Genomic DNA, 19,083 nt, shown 5'->3' on the forward strand with positions numbered 1-19,083 from the left:
CGGCCACTCCTCCCGGCGCTGCGGGCCGGGTCGGCGGCGCCGATCGGCCCCTCACCCCGCCCGGCGGGTTCGCCCGTCCGGCCACGCCGCCCGGTGGCTTCGCCCGCCCGGTCGTCCGGACGGGTGATGTGGACCGGCCGGCGACGCCACCGGGGGGTTTCCGCCCGGCCGACCCCCGGCCGCCCCGTGCCGAGCCGCCGTACCCGGAGCCGGTCCTGCCCGCGGGCAGGCGTGCGCGGCGGGACGACGTGCCGCCGTACGCCGAGCCCGGGTATGCCGAGCCTGGGTCGGTCGAGCCGGCCGGTGGTCGACGGGCGCGCCGGGATGAGGTGCCGCCCCGGGTCGAGCCACCGTACGTCGAGCCGGTGGCGCCTGCGGGCAGGCGTGCGCGCCGGGACGACGTGCCCGTGGAGCGGACGTACCCCGAGCCGCCGGCCGGTCGACGTGCCCGGCGCGAGCCCGTGCCGCCGCCGGCCGAGACCGCGTACGTGCACCCGCTGCGCGACGAGCTGGGCGCGCGCGGAGAACTCCCCGCCGAGCCGCCGGCGGGTCGCCGTGCGCGGCGGGACGACGTGCCGCCGAGGCCCGAACCCGTCGGCCGACGTCACGTCCCGGACGAGCCCCGCCCGTCTGGCGACCTGGGCGCACGGCTCAACGGGGCGCCGCCCTCGCCCGGCCCGCGTCCCCGGCCGACGCCGGACGCCGACGCCACCCGCTACACGAACGCGTTCTCCGGCAGCCTCCCGCCGCCTCCCGGCGGTCGCCCGCCCGCGCCGCCGCGCCGTCCCCGCCCGGTCGAACCGCCCACCGAGGTCATCGCGCCCGTGGACGACTACGACGACGACTACGAGGACTACGCCGACGACGCGTACGAGGACGACTACTACGCGGACGAAGACGACGACTACGAGGACGACCGGCCGCCGCCCCGCGACAGCACGGCGCGCAAGACCGTCCGCGCGATCGGCGAGCTGCTGATCACGGCGGGCCTGGTCATCCTGCTGTTCGTCGTCTACGAGGTGTACGTCACGGACCTCATCTCGGCGGGCAAGCAGGACGACGCCACGCAGGCGCTGGACGACCAGTGGAACTCGAACACCGTCGAGGTGGACGAGCAGCGGAAGGTCCAGTACGACCTGCTGGACGGCCAGGCGTTCGCCAAGATGTACATCCCGGTGTTCGGCCCGGACTACAAGTTCTCCATCGTCGAGGGCACCACGGACAAGGACCTGGAGATCGGGCCCGGCCACTACAAGGGCACCGCGCTGCCGGGCGACCCGGGCAACTTCTCCGTCGCGGGCCACCGGGTCGGCAAGGGCGCCCCGTTCAACGACCTCGACCTGCTCAGCTCCTGCGACGCGATCCTGGTCGAGACGCAGACCCACTGGTTCGTCTACCGGATGCTGCCCAAGTCGAGCGAGGTGGCCGGCTGGGCGGAGAAGCAGGCGAACCCCAAGTGCGCGAACGTCAAGCCGCTCGGCGCGCCGTACGAGAAGGCGGTCGGCCAGCAGATCGTGCTGCCCACCGACGGCGAGGTGATCAACCCGGTGCCCGGCTTCGAGGGAGAGGTGCCGGTGGCGCAGCAGGCGGCGCTGATGACGCTGACGACGTGCCACCCGCGGTTCTCCGACAAGCAGCGGCTGATCGTGCACGCCGTGCTGACGATGAGCTACCCCAAGGCCCCCGGCTTCGTGCCCGAAGAGATGAAGGAGCAGTGATGTACGGGTGGATCTGGCGGCACCTCCCCGGCCCGCTGCCCGTGCGCGTCCTGGAAGCGCTGGTGCTCGTGGCCGGGGTGGTGGCGCTGCTGATGTTCGTGGTGTTCCCGTGGGCGGAGCCGAAGTTGCCGTTCAACAACGTCACCACGCCCCAGTAGGGCTATGACCGGCAGATGTCGGTCATCTCCTCGCGGTCCACGACCTTGATCCGGGCGCGGTCGCGGGCCGCGCCGAGGGCGATCTCGTGCGCGTCGAGCCTGCGCCAGCCGTCGACGGTGGTGAACGGCACGGCGCGCTGCTCCAGGAACCGCACCACGGCGTCCGGCTCGCGGCTCGGCGCGACCGGCAGCCCCGGCGCGTCGGCGAGCAGGCTGGTCACGGTCTCCAGCGCGTCGCCCTTGGTGTGGCCGATGAGCCCGATCGGCCCGCGCTTGATCCAGCCGGTGACGTAGACGCCGGGCATGGCGCGGTCGTCCAGGTCGAGCACCCGGCCCGCCTGGTGCGGCACGGTGCCGGACGCGTGGTCGAACGGCAGGTCGGCGAGGTTCGTGGACCGGTACCCGACGGCGCGGTAGACGGCCTGCACGGGCCAGTCGGTGAACTCGCCGGTGCCGCGGACGCCGCCGTCGCCGGTCAGCTCCATGCGCTCGGTGCGCAGGCCGGTCACCCGGGTCTCGCCGAGCACCTCGACCGGCGCTTCGAGGAAGTGCAGGTGCAGCCGGCGCGGCCGGTCGCCGACGTCGCGGATCGCCCACTCCTGGAGCGTCCGGACGACCATCTCGACCTGCTTGTTCGACCGGATCGCCGCCATGCTCGCCGCGTCGAAGTCGATGCCCTCGGGGTGCACGACCACCTCGACGTTGGGCGAGTGGTCGAGTTCGCGCAGCTCCAGCGGGGTGAACTTGGCCTGGGCGGGGCCGCGGCGGCCGAACACGTGCACGTCGGTGACCGGGCTCGCCCGGAGGCCGTCGTAGACGTTGTCCGGGATGTCGGTGCTCAACAGCTCGTCGGCGGTCTTGGCCAGGATGCGCGCGACGTCCAGCGCGACGTTGCCGACGCCGAGCACGGCGACCTCGCGGGCCCGCAGCGGCCAGGTGCGCGGGACGTCGGGGTGGCCGTCGTACCAGGAGACGAAGTCGGCCGCGCCGTACGAGCCGTCGAGGTCGATGCCGGGGACGTCCAGCGGCCGGTCCTTGTCCGCGCCGGTGGAGAACACGACGGCGTCGTAGAAGTGCCGGAGGTCGTCGAGCTTGAGGTCGACGCCGTACTCGACGTTGCCGAAGAACCGGATGCCCGGCCGGTCCAGCACGCGCTGGAGGGCGTTGACGATGCCCTTGATGCGCGGGTGGTCCGGCGCGACGCCGTACCTGATCAAGCCGTACGGCGCGGGCATGCGCTCGAAGAGGTCGATGCCCACCGTGCCGCCGGACTCGGCGACGGCCTTGGTCAGGATGTCGGCGGCGTAGATGCCGGCGGGACCGGCGCCGACGACGGCGACGCGCAGGGAACGTGTCATACCTCAACGTTAGGTGAGCCTAAGCTCACTTCTGGCGAGAGGTTCGTCACGGCTACGCTGGCGGCATGCGCGTGCTCGTGGTCGACAACTACGACAGCTTCGTCTACAACCTCGTCCAGTACCTGGCCCAGCTCGGCGTCGAGTGCGTGGTCCGGCGCAACGACGCGGTCGAGCTGGACGAGGTCGGCGAGGTCGGTGGCGTCCTCGTCAGCCCAGGTCCGAGCACGCCCGACAAGGCGGGCAGGAGCATGGACGTGATCCGCCACTGCGCGGACACGGGCGTGCCGGTGCTCGGGGTGTGCCTCGGCCACCAGGCCATCGGAGCGGTGTGGGGCGGCACGGTCGACCTCGCCCCGGAACTCCTCCACGGCAAGACCAGTGTGGTGCACCACACGGGCGCCGGTGTGCTCCAAGGGGTGCCGAACCCGTTCACGGCGACCCGCTACCACTCGCTCACCGTGCTGCCGGACACGATCCCGGCCGAGTTCGAGGTGACCGGCCGCACCGAGTCCGGCGTCGTGATGGCCATGCGCCACCGCGAGCTCCCGGTGGAGGGCGTCCAGTTCCACCCCGAGTCCGTGCTGACCGACGGCGGTCACCGGATGCTCGCCAACTGGCTCGCGGTGTGCGGCTTCGAGGTGCCCGAGGGCACCGTCTCCCACCTCGAGAACGGCATGCGCCAACTCGCCGCGGCGGCCCGCCAGAGGTAGGCCGACCCCTGACGAACGCGAAGGCCCCCTCCGCGCGGAGGGGGCCTTCGTCGTCTGCCGCGAGGTCGCTACCTCGTCGAGGTCGGTCCGCCGCCCCCGCCGACGCGGAACTCGGCGAGCACCACGTTGATCCGGGCGTTCTTGCCGACCGGCGTGTTCGGGGCGATCTCCTGGGTCAGGATCTTCTTGTCCTGGGTCAGGTCGTTGACCGTCTCCTTGCCGCTGACCGTGAGGTCGTTGCCGGTCCACCCGGCCTGGCTGAGCTTGGTCCGGGCCTGGTTCTCGGTGAGCCCGCGCAGGTCCGGCATGAGGAACTGGTTGTTCTTCGACACGCTCAACGTGACCAGCGTGTCCTTCGCGACCCGGCCCGGCGCGGGGTTCTGGCCGACGACCTCGCCCTGGTCCTCGGCGCTGTCGACGTCCTTGGTCTGCACCTTGAACCCGTTGCCCTCCAGCGTCGCCTTGGCGTTGGCGACGGTCTGGCCGGTCACGTCGGGCAGCTGCACGGTGTCCGGCGCCTTGCCCAGCTTCACCGTGATCGTGCTGCCCTTGGCCGCCGTGGTGCCCGGGTTCGGCACCTGCTCGGCGACCTTGCCGACCAGCTTCGGGTCGTCGGTCTCGATCGTGTCCTGGGCCTGCTGGAACACCCAGCTCTCGGCTTCGAGCTTCTTCTGCGCGTCCTGCGGCGTCAGCCCGGTCAGGTCCGGGACGGCCAGCTCCTCCGGCTTGTCGCCCACGACGAGCACGACCGGGGTGCGCTTGCCGACCTCGCGGTTCGCGGGCGGGTCGGTCTCCACGACCTTGCCGATGTCGTCCGGGCCGCAGGCGGGCGTGTTGCCCGGCTGGCAGTGCACCGTCCGCACCTCGCCGGCGACCAGCTCGGCGTCCCGGATCGCGTCCTGGGCGGCGACCTGCGTCATGCCGACGAGCTGCGGCACCTTGACCTTGTCCGGCGCCGCGGCGTTGTCCTCGCTGTTGAGCAACGTCGTGGTGATCCAGGTGGCGAGGGCGAGCACGGCGATGCACAGCAGGACGACCAGCGTGACCATGATCGTCTTCTTGCGCCGGGCGCGCCGCTCCTCCTCTTCCTCCGCCAGCGGGTCGTACTCGGCGGCCTCCTCGCGCAGCGCCGACGGCCGGTGCCTGCCGCCCGTGGAGACCTCCGTGCGCGGCGACGAGGACTGGTTCAGCACCGCGGTGCGGTCCTCGGGCGTCATCACGGCGGGCGCGGACGGGCGCTGGCCGGACAGCACGCGCACCAGGTCGGCGCGCATCTCGGCGGCCGACTGGTAGCGGTTCGCCGGCCCCTTGGCCATCGCCTTGAGCACGATCGCGTCGAGCGCCGGCGTCACCTTCGGGTTCAGCGTCGACGGGGGCTTCGGGTCCTCCCGCACGTGCTGGTACGCCACCGCGACGGGCGAGTCGCCGGTGAACGGGGGCTCGCCGGTCAGCAGCTCGAACAGCACGCAGCCCGACGCGTACACGTCCGACCGGCCGTCCACGGCCTCGCCGCGGGCCTGCTCCGGCGACAGGTACTGCGCGGTCCCTATCACGGCGGCCGTCTGCGTCACCGCGGCCTGGCCGTCGTGCACGGCCCGCGCGATGCCGAAGTCCATCACCTTCACCGCGCCCGAGCGGGTGATCATGACGTTCGCGGGCTTGACGTCGCGGTGCACGATGCCGTGCCGGTGGCTGAAGTCCAGCGCGGCCGACACGTCGGCCATGACCTCCATGGCCCGCTTGCCCGACAGCGGCCCCTGGGTCTTCACGATGTCGCGCAGCGTGCGGCCGTCGACGAACTCCATGACGATGTAGGGCAGCGGGCCGTACTCGGTCTGCGTCTCACCGGTGTCGTAGACCGCGACGATGGCGGGGTGGTTCAGCGCGGCCGAGTTCTGGGCCTCGCGACGGAACCGCTCCTGGAACTGGGTGTCACGGGCGAGGTCGGCGCGGAGGACCTTGATGGCAACGTCGCGGCCGAGCCGGACGTCCCGCCCCTTGTGCACCTCCGACATGCCGCCGTAGCCGAGGGTCTCACCCAGTTCGTAGCGGTTGGAGAGCAGTCGCGGAGTGCTCATCAGTGCTTCGTCCCGCTCCTCGTCAACGGTCTCACCATCAAGCCTTGCGTTCGCTGTCGTACCGTTTCGGCGTTAGGTCGGTACACACGTCACCGTGACCCGTGAGCCGATCGCAACCTCACCGGTCGGCGCCAGGTCCGACACCAGGCACCGCCCCTCGTCCCGCGGCGCGCCCCCGTCCTCGGAGTGCACCTCGGGCGACAAGCCGTACCCGGAGAGCATCTTCGCGACTTCGTCCACCGGGAGGTCGACGTAGTCCGACTTCGTGATCGTCACCTTCGGTTTGCCGGGGAGCCGATCGGTGGAGTCGTCGAGCGGGCGGGCGCTCGTGGCGCCCGGCTGGTTCGTCCCGCTCGGCGACGCCCCTTCGGGCGACGCCTGGCCCCGCAGCGCCCAGCGCAACGTGACCACGCCCAACACCAGCAACGCGACCACCAGCACAGCGACCATAACCCACACCACGGCGCGATTGCGCCCCGGTGGCCTGGCTCCGGGCGGCAACGGACGGAAAGCGCCCGTGTGCGGAGTGTTCATGGCTGGTGGGACGGGCTGCATGCCCGGACGCGACCCCGGGTGGGTCACCGGGAGGCCCGAATGCGTGTGCTGACCGGGCGGGGGAGTCATGGGCTGCGGCGTCAGCGGCGGGGCCATCGGCGGCGACCCGACGGCCATCGCCAGGCCGGACGGCGCGGGCAGCGGCTGGCCCGCGCGCACCGCGCTCACCGCGGACGCGAACTCGCCGCCGTTGCGGTAGCGCTGGCGCGGGTCCTTCACCAACGTCGCCTCGATCAGCGCCCGCGGGCCCGGCGGCACGTCCGGCGGCAGCGGCGGCGCGATGTCGCGGATGTGCATCATCGCGACCGTCACCGCGTTCTCCGACCGGAACGGCCGGTGGCCCGTCAGGCACTCGTAGCCGCACACGGCCAGCGCGTACACGTCCGACGCGGGCTCGGCGGCGTGGCCCAGCGCCTGCTCGGGCGCGATGTAGTGGGCGGTGCCCATGACCATGCCGCTGTGCGTCACGGGCGCCGCGTCCGCGGCCTTCGCGATGCCGAAGTCGGTGATCTTCACCTTGCCGGTGGGCGTCACCAGGATGTTGCCCGGCTTCACGTCCCGGTGCACCAGCCCGCGCTCGTGCGCCGCCTGCAACGCGTTGCCCGCCTGCTCCAGCACGTCCAGCGTGCGGTCGGCGTTCAGCCTGCCGCGGGCGATGATCGCCGCCAGCGGCTCGCCCTCGACCAGCTCCATCACCAGGTAGGCGGTGTCCTCCGGGCCGTCCGGGATCGACGCGGTCTCGCCGTAGTCGTGCACCGCCGCGATGCCGGGGTGGTTGAGCGACGCCGTGGTGCGCGCCTCGATCCGGAACCTGTTGAGGAACTCGGCGTCGCCGCTCAGCTCCGCCTTCAGCACCTTCACCGCGACCTTCCGGTCCAGCCGGGTGTCGTCGGCCTCCCAGACCTCGCCCATGCCGCCGACCGCGATCCGCCTGCTCAGGCGGTACCGCTCGGCGAGCAACTGGCCGGAGGTCAGCATCAGCGTCCCCCGAGGTACGCGCCGATGACCGCACGGCCGATCGGCGCGGCGACGCGGCCGCCGGTGGCGGACAGGCCCTGCTGGCCGCCGTTCTCGACGATCACCGCGATCGCGATCTCCGGCTTCTCGGCCGGCGCGAAGGCCACGTACCAGGCGTGCGGGTTGGTCGAGCGCACGTCCTCGCCGTGCTCGGCGGTGCCGGTCTTGGACGCGATGGTCACGCCGCTGAGCTTGCCGCCACCGCCGGTGTTGTTCTCCGAGGCGATCATCATGTCGCGCAGCGCCTCGGCGTGCTCGGGCTCCATGGCGTCGTCGACCTCGTCCGGCTTGGTCTCGCTGATCACCTGGAGGTCGGGCGCCAGGATCTTGCCGATGAGGTGCGGCTGCATCCGCACGCCGCCGTTGGCGATGGTCGCCGCCATCACCGCGTTGGCCAGCGGCGTCACCCGGACGTCCTTCTGGCCGATGCCCGTCTGGTAGATCCCGGGCTTCTCCGTCATCGGCCCCAGCGTCGAGGGCACCACCGACAGCGGGATCGACAGGTCCTGCTCGCCGATGCCGAACTTGGCCGCCTGGTCGCGCAGCTTGTCCGCGCCGAGCTCGGCGGCCAGCACCGCGAACGCCGTGTTGCACGACTTGGCCAGCGCCTCCTGCAGCGACGCGGTGACGCCGTTGCCGCAGACGGTGTCGTTGAAGTTCGGCAGCGGGGTGTTCGTGCCCGGCAGCGTGATCACCGGGCGGCCGTCGACCTCGCTGTCCTTGTTCTTGCCCTCGGCCAGCGCCGCCGCCGTCACCACCAGCTTGAACGTCGAACCGGGCGGGTAGTTCTCGTGGATCGCGCGGTTGAGCATCGGCTTGGACTTGTCGGCGTCGAGGCCGACCCACGCCTGCTCCTGCACGTCCACGTCGTGGCTCGCGAGCACGTTCGGGTCGTACGACGGGGTGCTCGCCATCGCCAGGATCTCGCCGGTCTGCGGCCGGATCGCCACCACCGTGCCGGTCACACCCTGCAGCCGCTCGTACGCCGCCTGCTGCAGCCGCGCGTCGATGGTCAGCTGGAGGCTGCCGCCCTTGGGATCGCGGCCGGTGATCAGGTCCGACACCCGGCGCGCGAACAGCCGGTCGTCGGAGCCGTTGAGCAGGTCGTCCTCGGCGCGTTCCAGCCCGCCCGCGCCGTACAGCGTGGAGAAGTAGCCGGTCACCGGCGCGAACACCGGGCCGTTGGCGTAGGTGCGCAGGTACTTCAGCCGGTCGTCCACCCGCTGCACGCCGGCCAGCGGCACGTCGTCCGCGGAGATGATCTGGCCGCGTTCCCGCGAGTACTGGTCCAGGATCACCCGGCGGTTGAGCGGGTCCTTGCGGTAGTCGTCGGCTTTGATGACCTGCACGTACGTGGCGTTGCCCAACAGCAGGAGCATCATCGCCATCATGACGAGGCCGACCCGGCGGAGCGGTGTGTTCATTTCGGACGCTCCACCATGACTGTGAACTGGTCGGCGATGGCCGGCTGCTGCGGCCGGGGCTTCGGCGTCGACTTCGGCGCGCGCGCCGCGTCCGAGATGCGCAGCAGCAGCGCCACCAGGATGTAGTTCGCCAGCAGCGACGAGCCGCCCTTGGACAGGAACGGCGCGGTGATGCCCGTCATCGGGATCAGCTTCGTCACGCCGCCCACGACGATGAAGATCTGGAACGCCACCGCGAACGCCAGGCCGCCGCCGAGCAGCTTGCCGAACGTGTCCCGCACGGCGAGGGCGCCGCGCATGCCGCGCATCGCGAGCACGGTGTAGATCAGCAGCACCGCGGCCAGCCCGACGAAGCCCAGCTCCTCGCCGATCACGGCCGTGATGAAGTCGGTGTTCGCCTCCGGGATCTGGTCCGGCCGGCCGCCGCCCAGGCCCGCGCCGAACATGCCTCCCGTGCCGAGCCCGAACAGCGACTGCACGATCTGGTAGCCCGCGTCGGTGGGGTCCGCGAACGGGTCCAGCCAGTTCTGCACCCGGATCTGGACGTGCCCGAACAGCCTCCACGCCACGAAGGCGCCGACGCAGAACATCACCACGCCCAGCACCACCCACGCGGCCCGCTCGGTCGCCACGTACAGCAGCACCAGCACGATGCCGAAGAACAGCAGCGAGCTGCCCAGGTCCTTCTGCAGCACCATGATGCTCACGCCGACCGCCCACGCGGCGATCAGCGGACCCAGGTCGCGGGCGCGCGGCAGGTCCAGGCCGATCACCCGGCGTCCCGCGATGGTGAACAGGTCCCGCTTCGACACCAGGAACGCGGCGAAGAACACCATCAGCAGGATCTTCGCGAACTCACCCGGCTGGATGGAGAACGCGCCGAAGCTCAGCCAGATCTTCGCGCCGTTGATCTCCGGTGCGATGAAGCTCGGCAGCACACCGGGCAGCACCAGCGCCACCAGGCCGAGCAGGCCGGCCGTGTAGCCGTAGCGGGCCAGCGTGCGGTGGTCGGACAGCACCTTCAACACGGTGCAGAACAGCACCAGCGCGATCGCCGTCCACAGCACCTGCTTCGGCGCGGCGGGCGACCACACGCCGCCGCCGGGCAGCTTCACGTCCGCCATGGCCAGGTCGATCCGGTGGATCATGACCAGGCCCAGGCCGTTGAGCAGCGCCACGCACGGCATGATCACGGGGTCGGCGTAGGGCGCCCACGTGCGCACCGCGAGGTGCGCCACCGTCAGCAGGCCCAGGTACGCCAGCCCCAGCCACAGGATGCGCATGCTGAGTTCCTGCTCCTGGTTCGCCTCCACCAGGATCAGGGCGCCCGTCACCAGGATGGCGGCGAACGCCAGCATGAACAGTTCCGTGCTGCGTCGCGTGGGCGGCTTCAACCCGGGCGACGTGCTGCTCGCCGCCGCGAGCGGTGTGCCCTCCGCGCCGGGGACCGGCGAACCCATGCGACTACTGACCCTTTCGGCAATCCGTGCCCGGCTTCTGCACGGGCGTGGTGAGGGGAGTCCCCTCGACGGTGGTGGTCGGCGGCGCCTCGGACGACGCCGCCGACGGCTGGGCCGTGGTGGACGTCGCCGTCGTGGCCCCGGTGCTGCCCTCCGGGCTGTCCTTCGGGCAGAACGGCAGCGTCTGCTCGGTGCGCAGCCGGCGGATCTCCTCCCGGGCGTCCTCCAGGCCGTCCACGTCGGTGATGCCGTTGCGCACCACGTTCCGGATGGCGACCTTCAGGTCGTCCACCATGATCGGCTCGCACGCCTGCGCGCCCGGCGGGCACGAGCCCTCCACCCGGCGCTGCAGGTCGAAGCCGAACACGCTGCCGGTGACCCCGCGGAAGACCGACACCTCGCCGTTCTCCGCCGCGCCCACGTAGTACTGGCGCAGCACGTACCAGCGCGTCGCCAGGCCGGCGCCCGCGACCAGGAGCAGCAGGAACACCACCAGCGCGAGCGCCTTCAACCGGTTGTTGCGGGCCCTCCGGGGGTCCGGCGGCGGCTGCACCGGCTCGACCCGCTGCGGGATCGGCCGGGGTCCGGTGATGGAACTCGCCCGCGAGGCGGGCGAGTCGGGGGGAGGCGGGTCCTCGCTGCCGTCGCCGGCCGCGCCGCCCACGATGGGCGCGTCGTCCCCGAAGTCGACGTCGACCACGTCGGCGACGACGACCGTCACGTTGTCGGGGCCGCCGCCCTTCAGCGCGAGCTCGATCATCCGGTCCGCGCACGCCTGCGGGTCCGGGATGCGGATCGCCTCGTCCAGCGTCTCCATGCTGACCACGCCGGACAGGCCGTCGGAGCACAGCAGGTAGCGGTCGCCCGGACGGGCCTCCCGCACCATCAGCCGCGGCTCCACCTCGTGGCCGGTCAGCGCGCGCAGCAGCAGCGAGCGCTGCGGGTGCGTGGCCGCCTCCTCCTCGGTGATGCGGCCTTCGTCGATCAACGACTGGACGAACGTGTCGTCGTGCGTGATCTGCGTGAACGTGCCGTTGCGCAACATGTAGGCGCGCGAGTCGCCGATGTGCACCATGCCGAGCCTGCTGCCCGCGAACAGCACGGCGGTGAGCGTGGTGCCCATGCCGTCCAGGTCGGGGTCGCTCTGCACGAGTTCGGAGATGGCGCCGTTGCCCGCGATCACCGCGTCGCGCAACTGGCCGAGCAGGTCGTCGCCCGGCTCGTCGTCGTCGAGCGGCGCCAGGGCGGCGATCACCACCTTGCTGGCGACCTCGCCCGCGGCGTGGCCACCCATGCCGTCGGCGAGTGCGAGCAGGCGGGGGCCCGCGTACACGGAGTCCTGGTTGTTCGAACGGACCAGGCCCCGGTCGCTGCGGGCCGCGTATCGGAGGACGAGGGTCATGAGCGCAGCTCGATCACCGTTTTGCCAATTCGGATCGGGGAGCCGAGCGGGACCCGGAGTGGGGCCGTGACCTTCGCCCGGTCGAGATAGGTGCCGTTCGTGGAGCCCAGGTCCTCCACGTACCAGTCGGTACCGCGCATCGACAGCCGCGCGTGCCTGGTCGACGCGAAGTCGTCGTCCAGCACGAGCGTGGAGTCGTCGGCGCGACCGATCAGGATCGGCCTGCCGTCCAGGGAGATGCGCGTGCCCGCCAGCGCGCCGTGCGTGACGACGAGCTGCCGGGCCGCCTTGTTGCCCTTGGCGGCCTTGGCGGCGCCTCTGCCGAACTTCGGCGTCGGCACGCGCAGCCCCGACGCCGCGTAGAGGTCGGAGCGGACGACTCGAAGCGCAGCCAACACGAACAACCAGAGCAGGACGAGGAAACCCGCTCTGGTCAGCTGCATCACCAGCTCTGGCACCGGTTGTAACCGCTCCTGACTTGAGTGCCGCTACGCCACGCCCGACTCGACACGCCAGACCTGCTGGTCAGCCCTGGGTGCGGTACACCAGCGAGGAGTGGCCGATGCGGACGACGTCGCCTTCCGCGAGCTGCCAAGTCTGCACTGGAGTGCCGTTCACCGTGGTGCCGTTTGTCGAACCGAGATCAGCGAGCATTGCACTGTGCCCGTCCCACGTGATCTCCAGGTGCCTCCTGGAGACCCCGGTGTCGGGAAGTCGGAAGTCCGCTTCCTGCCCGCGGCCGACCACGTTGCCGCCCTGCTTGAGGTTGTAGGTGCGGTTCGAACCGTCGTCCAGGTGCAGCGTCGCGTTCAGCTGGCGGGGACCGGACTGGACCGCCGGCGGGGCGTAGCCCTGGGCCGGGTCGCCGTAGCCGGGCTGCTGGCCGTAGCCCTGGTCGTACCCGGGCTGGCCGTAGCCGGGCTGCTGCCCGTAGCCCTGGTCGTAGCCGGGCTGCTGGCCGTAACCCTGGTCGTACCCGGGCTGCTGGGTGCCGTAGCCCTGGTCGTAGCCGGGCTGGCCGTAGCCGGGCTGCTGCGTGCCGTAGCCCTGGTCGTAACCCGGCTGCTGGCCGTAGCCCTGGTCGTAGCCGGGCTGCTGCTGGCCGTAACCCTGGTCGTAACTCGGCTGCTGGCCGTAGCCCTGGTCGTAGCCCGGTTGCTGCTGGCCGTAACCCTGCTGGTCGTAGCCCTGCTGCTGCTGGCCGTAGCCGCCCTGTGCATAGGGGTCGTAGGCGGGCTGGCCCTGTCCTTGTCCGTAGCCGGGAGGCTGGCTCATGGATCCGTCTCCTGCAGTGCGAGGTGGTGCTGACCGTCGGCTGGCAACTTTCACGTCGGGGTCGACGGACGAGCTGGTTCGGAACTGTCCCGTGTGCAGCGCGTCGGAGCGCTCCAGGGAGACTACGACGTCACCATAGGTATCCCATCCGCTCTCTTCGAGGTGCTCCCGGATGGAGTCCCCCAGAAGCTGGGTGATGCGTAGTTCATCCTGGCCGTCCCCGGCAAGCCGATCGTGGTCCTGCGGACCCAGCAGGACCTGGAAGTGGTTCGGCGCGAGCAGCCTGCCACCCGCCAGCTGGCGGATGTTGCTCTCGGCCTCCCGCTGCAGTGCCTGGGCCACTTCCTGCGGGACGACGTTGCCGCCGAACACACGCGCGAAGGTGTTGCCGACGATGCCTTCGAGACGGCGCTCGAAGCGCTGTACGAGGCCCACGGCAACCCTCCGACCCGGTCGACTTCTCTGACCGATCGTATCCGGGGTGAGGTGGCGGTACACGGGGCAATTGGTAACCCGGACGGGGACCATGCTAGTGTTCTCCACGTCGCTCCGGGCGAGTGGCGGAATGGCAGACGCGCACGGTTCAGGTCCGTGTGTCCGAAAGGACGTGGGGGTTCAACTCCCCCCTCGCCCACCAGAGGGCTGATGCGAATCAGCCCCCGGTCGATCCGGTTCACCGGATTCGATCACCAAGTTCACACGCTGAGGCCCCGCAACCGCGGGGCCTCAGTGCTGTGCGGGGTGGTCCGGGTCGCGTGGGGTCTTCCGCGATATCACTCGTTCGGCCTACCGTGCCCGTCCGGTCTCGTTCGACCATTCGCGACCCGGCCGTGTGTGATAAGCGTTACTCCGGTTCGACGTTCGCGCGGTGACGAGTCCGCGGGCCGCCCGCGGGCGAAGGCGGAATTGTCACCGGTTGTCGTCGTGCGTGTCGCATCCGCCACGTCCTTTGCGATCCGCGTGAATCCGGCGGAGTCCGCGGGCGTCCCCGAGCGCCGAATTCACCGCCGCCCCGACGCGGTCGCACGACCCTTCGGGGTGGGCCGCGCGACGGGTGGCGGGCGGCGTTCCGGTGGCACGACACGGTGGCTGCGGGCGGTCGGTCGATTTCGTGCGGCGAGCGGTCGCGGTGGGGTGGCCGATGCGGTTCGGGGCGGGCCGGCGGGGGCCGTTCCAGGCGAGCCACGCACACGCTGGGCACGACTTGCCGGGTCACCGGGGCACGGGGGTCACCCAGACGGCAGCACCGCCGGACCGAAGTCCCTTCTGCGGTCGGCGACCGGTTACCGACCGCTCGACGCCGCCGATCGCAGGAGGCCCGTCGGCCAGGGGGTGCGACCGTCCCCACCTGGTACGCCTTACCCAGAGCACGAGTCGAACGCGGCGGATCGACCGCCGTGGTTGCCGAGGAGGCCCTGGCGTGAGCAGCACACCAGCACGGATCGCGGACACCGACAACGCCAGGGCGCTGTCGGCGACCGCGGTTCCGGTTCCCGAACTGCCCGGTTCCGTCGAGGAGCTGGCCGCCGCGGCGGCGGTCCGCCTCGGCTGGCACGGCGTGGTGCTGCCCGAGATGGTCCTCATGGGGCGCAAGGTGATCGTGGTCGCGGAGCTGCTGGCCGACGCGCACGCCGAGCGGGTGTGCCTGGGCGCGGCCCCCGAGCCGGACCGGACGACGGTGTCCACGTGGGTGTGGCCCGAGATGGACGGCCGCGTGCCGCCCGCCGCGGTGCGGATCGTCGGCGTGCTGGCGGTGGCCCGGCACTGGCGGACCGCGCTGGCCTCCGCGGTGCCGTTCGCGCGGTTCGGCAACGCCGCCGCGGTGCTGCCGACGTCGGTCGCGTTCACGCACGACTACCTGGCGAACTGCCTGCCGCGGGTGCGCCGCTACGGCGTCTCCGTGCTGCTGGCGGACGACGAGCGGCAGCTGAGCACGGACGTCGCGGGTCGCAACGAGACGGTGCCGGTCGAGGACACCGCGACCACCCGCTGGGTGAACGAACTGGTCTACGAGCAGGTGCTGGCGACCGCGTCCTGACCTACGGTCGGACCATGCGGGTAGTGATCGCGGGCGGGCACGGCAAGATCGCGTTGCGGGTGGAGCGGCTGTTGGCCGCACGGGGTGACAGCGCCACGGCGCTGGTGCGCAACCCCGACCACTTCGCGGACGTCACGGACGCGGGCGCGGTCCCCGTCCACTGCGACCTGGAGGCGACGGACGTCGCTTCGGTCGCGGAACTCCTGACCGGCGCGGACGCGGCGGTGTTCGCCGCGGGCGCCGGGCCCGGCAGCGGGGTGGCGCGCAAGGACACCGTGGACCGCGGCGCTTCGGCGCTGCTGGCCGAGGCCGCCGAACGGGCGGGCGTGCGGCGGTTCATCCAGATCAGCGCCACCGGCATCGGCCGGACGACCGGTGACGAGGTGTTCGACGCCTACCTGGCGGCCAAGGGCGCCGCCGAGGACGACCTGCGCGACCGCGACCTCGACTGGACGATCCTGCGGCCCGGCCGGCTGACCGACGACGAGCCGACCGGCCTCGTCGAGCTGGCCGAGACGCCCCTACGGGGTTCCGTACCGCGCGGCGACGTGGCGGCCGTCGTGGTGGCCCTGCTGGACCGGCCCGGCACCGTGCGCCGGACCTACGAGCTGATCAGCGGCCGGACCCCGATCGCCGACGCGTTCTGACGCGGGCGGTCGGGGTCAGCCCAGCACCCGGTCCAGGTAGGCGTTGGCGAACTTGCCGGTGGGGTCGACCTCGGCGCGGACCCGGCGGAAGTCGTCGAAGCGCGGGTAGCGGTCGCGGAGGGCGTCGGCGGCGAGGCCGTGCAGCTTGCCCCAGTGCGGCCGCCCGCCGACCGCGCCCGCGATCTTCTCGAACGCGTCGAAGTACCGCCGGTAGGGCATGCCGAGGTACTGGTGGACGGCGACGTAGGCGGTGTCGCGGCCGTGCGCGGTCGACAGCCAGATGTCGTCGCCCTGCGCGACGCGGACCTCCACCGGCACGATGACGCCGTGGTCGAGCCGGCCGACCGCCGCGCGCAGCTCCCGCAGCACGTCGTGCAGCGCGTTGCGCGGCACCGCGTACTCGCTCTCCACGAACCGGACCCGGCGCGGCGTGACGAACACGCGGTGCGACACGTCCCGGTAGACCCGTTCGGAGACGACCGAGCCGCACACCCGGTTGAGCGCCCTGGTGGTGGCGGGCACGGCTCGCGCCAGCTTGCAGACCAGCCCGAACGCGCCGTTCTCCAGCACCTCGTACTCGTAGAACCGGCGCAGCGGGGACAGCGGGGCGGCGGGTTCGTCCACCCGGTTGTTCCGCTTCAGGATCACCCGGTCGGAGTGCGGGAACCAGTGGAACTCGACGTGGTCCTCGACCGCGGTGAGGTGGTCGAACTCGTCGAGCACGGCGTCCAGCCGGCCGGGCGACTCGCGGGCGTGCAGCACGAACGCGGGCACGCACCGGAGGGTGACCGTGCTGATCACGCCGAGCGCGCCGAGGCCGACCCTGGCGGCGTGGAACAGGTCGGGGCGCTCGTCGGCGGAGCAGCGCGCCACCGTGCCGTCGGCGAGGACCAGCTCCAACGCGACGACCTGGGTGGCGAGGCCGCCCAGCTTCGCGCCGGTGCCGTGGGTGCCGGTGGAGATGGCGCCCGCGACGGTCTGCGCGTCGATGTCGCCGAGGTTCGCCAGGGCCAGCCCGAGCACGTCGAGCAGGGCGTTGAGCTGGTGCAGCGTCGTGCCGGACCGGACCGTGACGAGCGTGTCGGAGACGTCGGAGATGCCGGTCCACGCGTCGAGGTCGACGGCGACGCCGGGCGCGACGGCGATGTCGGTGAACGAGTGCCCGCTGCCGCGGGGGCGCACGGCGGACGCCCCCGTGACGACGGAGGCGAGTTCGTCGACGCTCGCCGGGTGCTCCACGCGGTGTGGGTTCGCGGACGCGGTGCGCGCCCAGTTCGTCCACGGCGTTCCCATGCCACCTCCGGTGCGACGCGATCCACGAACCGTAGGTGAAAGCTATTCACCTTTCAAGTACCGTGAGCCCATGCAGCCCCGCACGCGCCTCGACGCCGCGACGAAGGAGCACGATCCTCCGTTCGCGATCGTCGACCTGGACGCCTTCGACAGCAACGCGGCCGACCTCGCGCGCCGCGCGGGCGGGCGGCCGATCCGGGTGGCGAGCAAGTCCGTGCGCGTCCGCGCGCTGCTGGAGAGGGTGCTCGAACGGCCGGGGTTCGCGGGGGTCATGTGCTACTCGCTGGCCGAGGCGCTGTGGCTGTCCTCGGTGGACCTGTCCGAAGACCTCCTCGTCGCGTACCCGACCGTCGACCAGGAGGCGTTGACCCGGCTCGCGGAGGACGACAAGGCGCTCGGGCGGATCACCGTCGTGGTCGACTCGACGGCGCACCTCGACCTGGTCGACGCCGTGCTCGGCGCCCACCACCCGGAGGTCCGGGTGTGCCTGGAGCTGGACGTGTCGTGGCGGCCGCTGCCGGGCCTGCACATCGGCCCACGGCGTTCTCCCGTGCACACGGCACGCGAAGCGCGCGCTCTGGCCGAGGCGATCGCGCGGCGGCCGGGGTTCCGGCTCGTCGGCGTGATGGCGTACGAGGGGCAGATCGCGGGCCTCGGCGACCAGCCGCCGGGCAAGCCGCTGCGCGGCGCGGCGCTGCGGTGGATGCAACGCCGCTCCGCCGCCGAGCTGGTCGACCGCCGGGCGGCCGCGGTCGCCGCCGTGCGCCGGGTCGCCGAGCTCGAGTTCGTCAACGGCGGCGGCACGGGCAGCCTGGAGGTCACCGCCGCCGACCCGTCGGTCACCGAGCTCGCGGCGGGCTCGGGCCTGATCGGGCCGACGCTGTTCGACGGCTACCGCGGGTTCCGGCCCAGACCCGCCGTGCTGTTCGCGCTGCCCGTGGTGCGCCGGCCGAAGCGGCACGTGGCCACGGTGTTCGCGGGCGGCTACATCGCCTCGGGCACCGCCACCGCCGACCGCCAACCGACGCCGTACCTGCCGGTCGGGCTGCGGCTGCTGCCGATGGAGGGCGCGGGCGAGGTCCAGACCCCGGTGGTGGGCCGGGCGGCCGACGCGCTGCGGCTCGGCGACCGCGTGTGGCTGCGTCACGCCAAGGCGGGTGAACTGGCCGAGCGGTTCACGCACTACCACGTCGTGAGGGGTGACGTGGTGGAGCGGACCGTGCCCACCTACCGGGGCGAAGGGCACTCGTTCGGCTGAACTTCGGACCTAGTCGGGCAACCTGGTCGACAGGTAGCCCCGGACCAGGGCCTTGGCCTCGTCCAGGATGCGCTGGTCGCCGGCCGGGTCGCGGCGGAACGCCAGGTTCAGCACGCCGTCCGCCGCCTCCACCGCGATCGAGATCGGCAGCTGCAGCTCGGCCAGGGGGATGCCGAACTTGGTCGAGATCATCTCGGCGATGCGGTCGGAGATGACGGTGTTGTTGTCGCGCCGGTCGTCCAGCAGCCGCATGTCCACCACGTCGCCGAAGTGCAGCTTGGAGAACGCGGGCACCTCGCGGTGCATGGAGACGTAGACGTCGAAGATCGAGTCCACGGCGTCCCACCAGTGCTCCAGCGTGGTGGAGGTGAACCGGCCGTCCACCGTCTGGATGAACTTCTCCAGGTTGCGCAGGGTCAGCGCCTGCACGACGGCCCGCTTGTCCGGGAAGAACTGGTACAGCGAGCCGACCGCGACACCCGCGCGCTCGGCGATCAGCGTTGTCGTGACGCCGTCGTAGCCGACCTCCTCGATGAGCAGGGCACAGGCTTCGAGCATCCGCTCGACGCGCTTGGCGCTGCGCTGCTGCACCGGTTGGCGGCGCAACGGGGTCGTACTGGTCACGGCGACTCCTGCGGAAAAAGTTGGCGGGTCTCCATAGTGCCCGGTGGTGGACCATTCCACTTCACTTC

16 protein-coding genes and 1 tRNA gene are annotated in these 19,083 nt (G+C 71.8%); 7 read left to right on the plus strand and 10 right to left on the minus strand.

The window, feature by feature from the left end:
* Positions 1-128 precede the first annotated feature (128 nt).
* Positions 129-1,718, plus strand: a complete 1,590-nt coding sequence (locus tag ACRAKH_RS00095; RefSeq protein WP_447009544.1) for a class E sortase — start codon at positions 129-131, stop codon at positions 1,716-1,718.
* On the plus strand, positions 1,718-1,876 hold the full coding sequence (locus tag ACRAKH_RS00100) for a hypothetical protein (RefSeq protein ID WP_170185175.1): 159 nt from the start codon (positions 1,718-1,720) through the stop codon (positions 1,874-1,876). Before ACRAKH_RS00095 ends, ACRAKH_RS00100 begins: the two co-directional genes overlap by 1 nt.
* A 2-nt stretch (positions 1,877-1,878) precedes the next feature.
* Here the strand turns inward: ACRAKH_RS00100 and ACRAKH_RS00105 are convergent, their stop codons facing one another.
* The gene (locus ACRAKH_RS00105; RefSeq protein WP_380724186.1) at positions 1,879-3,234 is read right to left on the minus strand and encodes an FAD-dependent oxidoreductase; all 1,356 of its coding nucleotides are present in this window, start codon (positions 3,232-3,234) and stop codon (positions 1,879-1,881) included.
* Positions 3,235-3,299: 65 nt separating this feature from the next.
* On the opposite strand from ACRAKH_RS00105, the gene ACRAKH_RS00110 reads away from it, so the two are divergent.
* Positions 3,300-3,944: an aminodeoxychorismate/anthranilate synthase component II gene (locus ACRAKH_RS00110; protein ID WP_380724185.1), complete on the plus strand. Its 645-nt coding sequence runs from the start codon at positions 3,300-3,302 to the stop codon at positions 3,942-3,944.
* A 68-nt stretch (positions 3,945-4,012) separates the two neighbouring features.
* On the opposite strand, the gene pknB is transcribed toward ACRAKH_RS00110, so the two are convergent.
* The 7 genes from pknB to ACRAKH_RS00145 form a co-directional block, all read right to left on the minus strand.
* Positions 4,013-6,022 carry a Stk1 family PASTA domain-containing Ser/Thr kinase gene (gene pknB, locus ACRAKH_RS00115; protein WP_380724184.1) on the minus strand — a complete coding sequence of 670 codons (2,010 nt, stop codon included), beginning with the start codon at positions 6,020-6,022 and terminating at the stop codon, positions 4,013-4,015.
* A 72-nt stretch (positions 6,023-6,094) separates the two neighbouring features.
* Positions 6,095-7,555, minus strand: coding sequence for a protein kinase domain-containing protein (locus tag ACRAKH_RS00120; RefSeq protein WP_380724183.1), 1,461 nt, complete (start codon positions 7,553-7,555; stop codon positions 6,095-6,097).
* The gene (locus ACRAKH_RS00125) at positions 7,555-9,018 is read right to left on the minus strand and encodes a peptidoglycan D,D-transpeptidase FtsI family protein (protein WP_380724182.1); all 1,464 of its coding nucleotides are present in this window, start codon (positions 9,016-9,018) and stop codon (positions 7,555-7,557) included. Before ACRAKH_RS00125 ends, ACRAKH_RS00120 begins: the two co-directional genes overlap by 1 nt.
* Positions 9,015-10,478: an FtsW/RodA/SpoVE family cell cycle protein gene (locus ACRAKH_RS00130; RefSeq protein WP_380724181.1), complete on the minus strand. Its 1,464-nt coding sequence runs from the start codon at positions 10,476-10,478 to the stop codon at positions 9,015-9,017. The genes ACRAKH_RS00125 and ACRAKH_RS00130 overlap by 4 nt, the downstream gene beginning before the upstream one ends.
* A 4-nt stretch (positions 10,479-10,482) precedes the next feature.
* The gene (locus tag ACRAKH_RS00135; RefSeq protein WP_380724180.1) at positions 10,483-11,880 is read right to left on the minus strand and encodes a PP2C family protein-serine/threonine phosphatase; all 1,398 of its coding nucleotides are present in this window, start codon (positions 11,878-11,880) and stop codon (positions 10,483-10,485) included.
* Positions 11,877-12,338, minus strand: a complete 462-nt coding sequence (locus ACRAKH_RS00140) for an FHA domain-containing protein FhaB/FipA (RefSeq protein WP_380724179.1) — start codon at positions 12,336-12,338, stop codon at positions 11,877-11,879. The genes ACRAKH_RS00135 and ACRAKH_RS00140 overlap by 4 nt, the downstream gene beginning before the upstream one ends.
* 67 nt (positions 12,339-12,405) lie before the next feature.
* On the minus strand, positions 12,406-13,590 hold the full coding sequence (locus ACRAKH_RS00145; RefSeq protein WP_380724191.1) for an FhaA domain-containing protein: 1,185 nt from the start codon (positions 13,588-13,590) through the stop codon (positions 12,406-12,408).
* Positions 13,591-13,706: 116 nt separating this feature from the next.
* On the opposite strand from ACRAKH_RS00145, the gene ACRAKH_RS00150 reads away from it, so the two are divergent.
* The 3 genes from ACRAKH_RS00150 to ACRAKH_RS00160 all read left to right on the plus strand — a co-directional run bounded on the left by ACRAKH_RS00150 (position 13,707) and on the right by ACRAKH_RS00160 (position 15,840).
* A tRNA-Leu gene (locus ACRAKH_RS00150) sits at positions 13,707-13,792 on the plus strand.
* A gap of 783 nt (positions 13,793-14,575) precedes the next feature.
* Positions 14,576-15,193, plus strand: a complete 618-nt coding sequence (locus ACRAKH_RS00155) for a hypothetical protein (protein WP_380724178.1) — start codon at positions 14,576-14,578, stop codon at positions 15,191-15,193.
* A gap of 14 nt (positions 15,194-15,207) precedes the next feature.
* Positions 15,208-15,840, plus strand: coding sequence for an NAD(P)H-binding protein (locus ACRAKH_RS00160; protein WP_380724177.1), 633 nt, complete (start codon positions 15,208-15,210; stop codon positions 15,838-15,840).
* Positions 15,841-15,855: 15 nt separating this feature from the next.
* Here the strand turns inward: ACRAKH_RS00160 and ACRAKH_RS00165 are convergent, their stop codons facing one another.
* The gene (locus ACRAKH_RS00165; protein ID WP_380724176.1) at positions 15,856-17,133 is read right to left on the minus strand and encodes a D-arabinono-1,4-lactone oxidase; all 1,278 of its coding nucleotides are present in this window, start codon (positions 17,131-17,133) and stop codon (positions 15,856-15,858) included.
* A 70-nt stretch (positions 17,134-17,203) separates the two neighbouring features.
* On the opposite strand from ACRAKH_RS00165, the gene ACRAKH_RS00170 reads away from it, so the two are divergent.
* Positions 17,204-18,391: an amino acid deaminase/aldolase gene (locus ACRAKH_RS00170; protein ID WP_447009545.1), complete on the plus strand. Its 1,188-nt coding sequence runs from the start codon at positions 17,204-17,206 to the stop codon at positions 18,389-18,391.
* A 9-nt stretch (positions 18,392-18,400) separates the two neighbouring features.
* Here ACRAKH_RS00170 and ACRAKH_RS00175 read toward each other — a convergent pair whose 3' ends face one another.
* Positions 18,401-19,015: a TetR/AcrR family transcriptional regulator gene (locus ACRAKH_RS00175; protein WP_380724174.1), complete on the minus strand. Its 615-nt coding sequence runs from the start codon at positions 19,013-19,015 to the stop codon at positions 18,401-18,403.
* Positions 19,016-19,083: the final 68 nt, after the last annotated feature.

Source organism: Saccharothrix hoggarensis (assembly GCF_052936025.1).

Excerpts from the sequence above, each read along its gene's own strand:
- ACRAKH_RS00135 (WP_380724180.1), bottom strand. The coding sequence starts at position 11,880 with ATGACCCTCGTCCTCCGATACGCGGCCCGCAGCGACCGGGGCCTGGTC.
- ACRAKH_RS00170 (WP_447009545.1), top strand. The coding sequence starts at position 17,204 with ATGCAGCCCCGCACGCGCCTCGACGCCGCGACGAAGGAGCACGATCCT.
- ACRAKH_RS00165 (WP_380724176.1), bottom strand. The coding sequence starts at position 17,133 with ATGGGAACGCCGTGGACGAACTGGGCGCGCACCGCGTCCGCGAACCCA.
- ACRAKH_RS00125 (WP_380724182.1), bottom strand. The coding sequence starts at position 9,018 with ATGAACACACCGCTCCGCCGGGTCGGCCTCGTCATGATGGCGATGATG.
- ACRAKH_RS00110 (WP_380724185.1), top strand. The coding sequence starts at position 3,300 with ATGCGCGTGCTCGTGGTCGACAACTACGACAGCTTCGTCTACAACCTC.
- ACRAKH_RS00105 (WP_380724186.1), bottom strand. The coding sequence starts at position 3,234 with ATGACACGTTCCCTGCGCGTCGCCGTCGTCGGCGCCGGTCCCGCCGGC.
- ACRAKH_RS00120 (WP_380724183.1), bottom strand. The coding sequence starts at position 7,555 with ATGCTGACCTCCGGCCAGTTGCTCGCCGAGCGGTACCGCCTGAGCAGG.
- ACRAKH_RS00160 (WP_380724177.1), top strand. The coding sequence starts at position 15,208 with ATGCGGGTAGTGATCGCGGGCGGGCACGGCAAGATCGCGTTGCGGGTG.
- pknB (WP_380724184.1), bottom strand. The coding sequence starts at position 6,022 with ATGAGCACTCCGCGACTGCTCTCCAACCGCTACGAACTGGGTGAGACC.
- ACRAKH_RS00100 (WP_170185175.1), top strand. The coding sequence starts at position 1,718 with ATGTACGGGTGGATCTGGCGGCACCTCCCCGGCCCGCTGCCCGTGCGC.
- ACRAKH_RS00130 (WP_380724181.1), bottom strand. The coding sequence starts at position 10,478 with ATGGGTTCGCCGGTCCCCGGCGCGGAGGGCACACCGCTCGCGGCGGCG.